At 64.0% G+C, this 6,144-nt stretch carries 7 protein-coding genes; all 7 read left to right on the top strand.

Annotated elements, in window-relative coordinates; translation table 11 throughout:
- Positions 1-26 precede the first annotated feature (26 nt).
- On the top strand, positions 27-2,531 hold the full coding sequence (locus K5Q19_RS15355) for a heavy metal translocating P-type ATPase (RefSeq protein ID WP_292946913.1): 2,505 nt from the start codon (positions 27-29) through the stop codon (positions 2,529-2,531).
- On the top strand, positions 2,528-3,460 hold the full coding sequence (locus tag K5Q19_RS15360; protein WP_072383891.1) for an NAD(P)/FAD-dependent oxidoreductase: 933 nt from the start codon (positions 2,528-2,530) through the stop codon (positions 3,458-3,460). The genes K5Q19_RS15355 and K5Q19_RS15360 overlap by 4 nt, the downstream gene beginning before the upstream one ends.
- A 46-nt stretch (positions 3,461-3,506) precedes the next feature.
- Positions 3,507-4,256: an HAD-IIB family hydrolase gene (locus tag K5Q19_RS15365; RefSeq protein ID WP_072383890.1), complete on the top strand. Its 750-nt coding sequence runs from the start codon at positions 3,507-3,509 to the stop codon at positions 4,254-4,256.
- Positions 4,257-4,346: 90 nt separating this feature from the next.
- Positions 4,347-4,802 (top strand): MgtC/SapB family protein, encoded by a 456-nt coding sequence (locus K5Q19_RS15370; protein WP_084280103.1) that lies wholly within the window; start codon positions 4,347-4,349, stop codon positions 4,800-4,802.
- 149 nt (positions 4,803-4,951) lie between these two features.
- Complete coding sequence (locus tag K5Q19_RS15375) at positions 4,952-5,278, top strand: hypothetical protein (RefSeq protein WP_292946923.1); 327 nt, start codon at positions 4,952-4,954, stop codon at positions 5,276-5,278.
- 12 nt (positions 5,279-5,290) lie between these two features.
- Complete coding sequence (locus tag K5Q19_RS15380; RefSeq protein ID WP_017503760.1) at positions 5,291-5,911, top strand: DedA family protein; 621 nt, start codon at positions 5,291-5,293, stop codon at positions 5,909-5,911.
- Positions 5,912-5,922: 11 nt separating this feature from the next.
- The coding region (locus tag K5Q19_RS15385) for a DUF3147 family protein (protein ID WP_292946928.1) at positions 5,923-6,144 on the top strand (222 nt) is incomplete at its 3' end.

A 6,144-nucleotide genomic window follows, 5' to 3' on the forward strand; every position in this document is an offset into this window, starting at 1 on the left:
ACCAAGAAAAGCGAAAGGAGGTCGTCATGAACGACAAGCTCGAACTCGATATACCAGTGCTGTTGCCGGACCTTTTTCCCGACGCGGCTGACGCCTGCCTGGACCGTCTCGTATCAACCCTGACGAAGCGCGAAGGTGTCGAGCGGGCGCATGTGATCTGCCTCGACGGCGACACGCCAGCGGCGCTGTGCATCCATTTTGACGCCGCCAAACTGCCGCTGCCGCGTCTGCGCGAGATGGTGCGCGCCGCAGGCGCCGAGATCACCGAACGCTTCGGCCATGCGATCTGGCAGGTGACAGGTATCAGTCACGAACGTCGAGCGCGCACGATCAGCGATGCGCTGCGCACCTTGCCGGGCGTGGTACAGGCAAGCGCGAGCACCAGCGGCTCGGTTCGGGTCGAATATGATCGCCGAGAGACCACCGAAGAGGAGGTGCGGGCCGCGCTTCGCAAGCTGAAGGTCGGTGTGGGCAAACGCGTCGCCGCAGACGAACATGCCGACCATGACCACGGCCCAGGAGGCCACGGCGCGGAAAAAGAGAAGCACGGCCCCGACGATGGTCACGACCATAGCCATGCCGAATTTCTTGGTCCCAATACCGAGCTGATCTTCGCGCTCGCCTGCGGCACGCTGCTGGGGATCGGGTTCGCGATCGAGAAGCTGGTGCCCAGCGCGCCGGGTTGGCTGCCGACCGCTTGCTATATCACGGCCTATTTCTTCGGCGGATTCTTCACGCTGCGCGAGGCGATCGACAACCTTCGGATGAAGAAGTTCGAGATCGACACCTTGATGCTGGTCGCTGCCGCTGGCGCTGCTGCGTTGGGCGCATGGGCCGAAGGCGCGCTGCTGCTGTTCCTGTTCAGCATCGGCCACGCGCTAGAGCATTATGCTATGGGTCGCGCCAAGAAGGCGATCGAGGCGCTGGCGAAGCTTGCGCCCGAAACAGCGACCGTTCGGCGCGACGGGCAGACCATCGAAATCCCGGTCGAACAGATGGTCGTCGGGGACATCGCCATCGTCCGCCCGAACGAGCGCCTGCCTGCGGACGGCTTCGTCATCAAGGGCACCAGCGCGATCAACCAGGCCCCGGTGACGGGCGAAAGCATCCCGGTCGACAAGGTGCCGGTCGCGGACGCGGCGGCAGCGCGCGCCAAGCCCGATGCGGTGGACGCGGAAAGTCGGGTGTTCGCCGGTACGATCAACGGCGGCGGCGCGATCGAGATCGAGGTGACACGCCGTTCCAACGAAAGCGCGCTCGCCAAGGTCGTGAAGATGGTGAGCGAGGCAGAGACGCAGAAGTCGCCGACGCAGCGCTTTACCGATCGGTTCGAGCGGGTGTTCGTGCCTGCCGTCCTGCTCCTGTCGGTGGTCCTGCTGTTCGCATGGGTGGTCGTCGACGAACCGTTTCGCGACAGCTTTTATCGCGCGATGGCGGTGCTGGTGGCGGCAAGCCCGTGCGCGCTCGCCATCGCGACGCCCAGCGCGGTCCTGTCCGGCGTCGCGCGGGCGGCGCGCGGCGGCGTGCTGGTGAAGGGTGGCGCGCCCTTGGAAAATCTCGGCTCGTTGAAGGCGATCGCCTTCGACAAGACCGGCACGCTGACTGAAGGGCGTCCGCGCATCACCGACGTCGTTCCCGTCAATGGCACCGACGAGGGCGAGCTGCTGGCACTGGCCGTCGCTGTCGAGGCGCTGAGCGATCATCCGCTGGCCCAAGCGATCGTCAAGGACGGCCGCGAACGGCTGAACGGGCGCGCCTTGCCCGCTGCCGGCGACCTTAAAAGCCTGACCGGTCGCGGCGTCACCGCGAGCGTGGATGGCGAAACGGTATGGATCGGCAAGGCCGAGATGTTCGGGACGGAAGGCATCCCGGCGCTGGGGCAAGGGGCGCTGGATGCGATCGCGCAACTGCGCGAAAACGGTCGCACGACGATGGTCGTCCGCAAGGGGGATCGCGACCTGGGCGCGATCGGCCTGATGGACACGCCTCGCGAAGCTGCCAAGACCGCTCTGCGCCGGCTGCACGAGATGGGCGTGTCGCGGATGATAATGATCTCCGGCGATCATCAGAAGGTTGCCGAAGCGATCGCCAAGGACGTCGGGATCGACGAGGCATGGGGCGACCTGATGCCCGAAGACAAGGTCGCCGCGATCAGGAAGCTCGCCGGCGAAGACAAGGTAGCGATGGTCGGCGACGGCGTGAACGATGCGCCGGCGATGGCGAGCGCGACGGTCGGCATCGCGATGGGCGCGGCAGGCTCGGACGTGGCGCTGGAGACGGCCGACGTCGCCCTGATGGCCGACGACCTGGCGCACCTGCCGTTCGCGGTCGGTCTTAGTCGGCACACGCGCTGGATCATTCGCCAGAACGTCTTCGTCAGCTTGGGCGTCGTCGCCTTCTTGGTGCCTGCCACCATCCTCGGCCTTGGCATCGGCCCAGCGGTAGCGGTCCACGAGGGATCGACGCTTCTCGTCGTCATCAATGCGCTCAGGCTGCTCGCCTACCGCGATCCAGCGGGGAAGGCGGCATGAGCGCTTATCAGGCAAATGTGCTGATCGTGGGGGGAGGGCCTGCGGGCCTGACCGCCGCGATCTATCTTGCCCGCTATCGTCGGCGGGTCATCGTGGTCGACGCGGGGCATAGTCGCGCGAAATGGATTCCCCGTTCGCACAATCACGCCGGCTTTCCGGAAGGGATCAACGGTGGGGAATTGCTCGGTCGGATGCGCGCGCAGGCAGAGCGATACGGCGCGATCATTCTCGACGGCCGAATTGATGCGGCGACAGGATCACAAGACGCCTTCGAGGCGCAAGGCGGCGACCTGACGATCGCAGCCCGTTCGATCCTGATTGCGACAGGGGTGGAAAATCGCCGACCTGAAATGGACGGCGAAACCCATCGCGATGCGCTCGATCGCGGATTGCTGCGCTACTGCCCGGTGTGCGACGGATACGAAGCGACCGACCAAGCGATCGGCGTCATTGGTGCCGATACGCATGGGGTGGCCGAAGCGCTGTTCCTGCGAACTTATTCCGATCGGATCACGCTGGTCGCGCACAACTCGGTGGACCTAAGCGAAAATGACCGGACGGAACTCGACGCGGCAGGGGTGTCAGTCGCATCGAGCCCGCTTGATCGACTTGATTTTTCCGGCGACCGAGCGCGCTTGCACCTGGTCGACGGAAGCGTGCTGGATGCCGACACGATCTATCCCGCGCTCGGTTCCGACAGCAACAATGCCTTGGCCCGCCAGCTCGACGTGGAGTTGAGTGACGATAGTTGCATCATCGTCGATCCACACCAACGCACCAGTGTCAGCGGTATCTATGCAGCCGGTGATATCGTCATGTCGCTGGACCAGATCAGCGTTGCGATGGGCCATGCCGCCATCGCTGCCACAGCTCTTCACAACGACCTTCGGCGCCGCGACGGTGAGACGATCAGCCGCAAGGCGTCCTGATGATTGTCCTGTCGAGATCCTGCGACCGATCATTCGGAGATGACCAATGAAATGGCTGATCGCCTTCGACCTCGACGGCACGCTTGCGGAGAGCAAGCGCCCTTTATCGGAGGATATGGCCGCAACCCTCGCCCGATTGCTCGCCGTCACCGACGTGGCGGTAATCTCGGGCGGGGACTGGCCGCAATTCGAAAAGCAGGTTGCTTCACGCCTTCCTGTGGATGCCGCCCTCGACCGCCTTTGGTTGATGCCGACCACGGGCACAAAGCTCTACCGGTTCATCAATGGCGCTTGGCGCGCTGTCTATACCGAGTTGTTCGACGACGCGGAGAGAGGGAGGATCCGCACGGCCTTCGATCGAGCGCTCGCCGATGCCGGCATCGCTGATGAACGCATTTGGGGTGAACGGATCGAGGATCGCGGTAGCCAAATTACCTTTTCAGGGCTTGGCCAGGCAGCGCCGCTGAAGGAAAAGGAAGCGTGGGATCCTGACCGAAAGAAGCGCACCGCGTTGCAGGCGACCTTGCGCGCGGCGCTGCCCGACCTCTCGATCAATCTTGGCGGCACGACATCGATCGACGTGACGAGGGCAGGGGTCGACAAAGGCTATGGCCTGAAGCGTCTGAGTGCCGAAAGCGGCGTGCCGCTCGATGCAATGCTGTTCATCGGCGATGCGATTTTCCCCGGCGGGAATGACTATCCTGCTGCTGAAATCGGCCTCGATACGGTGAAGGTGCGCGACGTAGCCGAGACCACTGCCGTCGTGACCGCCATCATCGCATGTCTGCACCGCTAGGATCGCCGATGTTCGCGACCATCGCCTTCCCGTGAGACATTCCACCATTTCCTCCGATCTGGAGCAATCGCGTAGAACAGGCAGGCCGACATGTTTCAAAGCTCGTGGTGGGAGATCGCCACCCATATCATCAGTCTCGCCTCCGCCTACGCGCTCGCCCTGCCGGTTGGCTGGGATCGGGAGAGGGATGCGCGCAGCGCAGGTATCCGAACCTTCCCACTGGTCGCCATTGCCAGTTGCGGGTTCGTGCTGGTGGGCATCGCAATCCTCGGCCGCACGTCTCCTGCGCAAGCCAGATTGCTCGAAGGTCTGATTACCGGCGTCGGCTTTATCGGGGGTGGCGCCATCCTGAAGAACGGCAGCAAAGCGTCGGGCACGGCAACAGCGGCCAGTTTATGGGCTACCGGGGCGCTCGGCGCGGCGGTGGGCTATGGCCTCTATGATATCGCCGTCATTCTGAGCGCCACCACCTTCCTCACGCTGCGCTGTTCTCGTCCGCTCAAGCGCGCCAGCAAAAGCGACGTCGGCACCCCCGCAAGCCCATGACGGCCTCTCAGGCGCCTCAATGGCCGCGGCCCGTTCGCGCGCTTACTAAACGCTGGACGCCGGCGAGCAGCATCGCGGCGCAGGATCGCCAACACCGCTTGCTGCGCTGGGCGACACTGCTGGAGCGCAATCCGCACCGGATAATCGGTTTGCTTTCTCCCTCCTGGGCGGGCGGTGATGCGCGCGGCCTGATCGTTGATCGGCCAAGCGCGATCGATGTCGCATGGGACGACGTGGTGCTTCGCGTGATGGGGCTGGCGGGGCGATCACGCGCCGATGTGAAGGCGTTTTTCGGGCTGTCGGATGCGGAGCTGGATCGCATTGCCGCAGGCTCTTGGCGGTGTCCAATCCGCCCCGCTTGGCAAGTCGCCGTGCGGATCAGGAACGTCGAGTGTCCGCGACTGGAAAACCGGATCGTAGGGTCCGTCTTCGCCTTCCTGCTCGCATTCTGCGCGATTTTCTATTGGGTCTTCTGACGAGGCTGGCTTGTGTTCGACATCATAACATCGATTCTCTCAGCGCTCGGCGGCTTCGGCGTCTTCCTGCTGATGCTGGCCGAAAACGTCTTCCCGCCGATCCCATCGGAAGTGATCTTGCCGCTCGCAGGCTACACGGCTGCGCAAGGGCGCGGCTCGCTGTTGGTGATCGTTGTCGCCGGCACCCTCGGATCGGCTGCAGGGGCAGTGCTGTGGTACTATGTCGGCCGCTGGATCGGCATCGATCGGTTGAAGCGCTTCGCGTCCCGTCACGGTCGATGGCTGACGCTGACACCGGGCGAGGTCGATCATGTCGACCGCTGGTTCGACCGCTATGGCCATTGGGCGGTTCTGTTCGGCCGTACGGTCCCGGGGGTCCGGACATTGATTTCGGTCCCCGCAGGGGTCAGCGGGATGCCGCTCGGCCCATTCCTGCTCTCGACGCTTGCCGGCTCCGCAATATGGACCGTGATCCTAGTGCTGGCGGGGTTCGAGCTGGGCGAACGCTATAATCAGGTGGCGAACGTCATCGAGCCGGTCAGCAACGGCGTGCTCGCACTGGCCGTCATCTGGTATCTCTGGCGAGTTGCGACCTTCGGGCGTTCACGGCGCCGGTCGGATCGGCATCACTGATGGGCTCTCCGATGCTCTATCTCGCAAGCAAAGCCATCATCTCGGCCATATTGATCGCAGCCGCGTCGGAAGTGGCGAAGCGCTACCCCGGGTTCGGGGCGCTAATTGCGTCGCTGCCGGTGGTATCGGTACTCGGCATGATATGGCTATGGCACGACCGGCCTGATGCGACGAACATGGCGGCACATGCGCAGGCGACATTCTGGTTCGTCCTGCCCTCGTTGCCGATGTTT

This window comes from Novosphingobium sp., from assembly GCF_019748365.1.
GTDB lineage: Bacteria > Pseudomonadota > Alphaproteobacteria > Sphingomonadales > Sphingomonadaceae > Novosphingobium.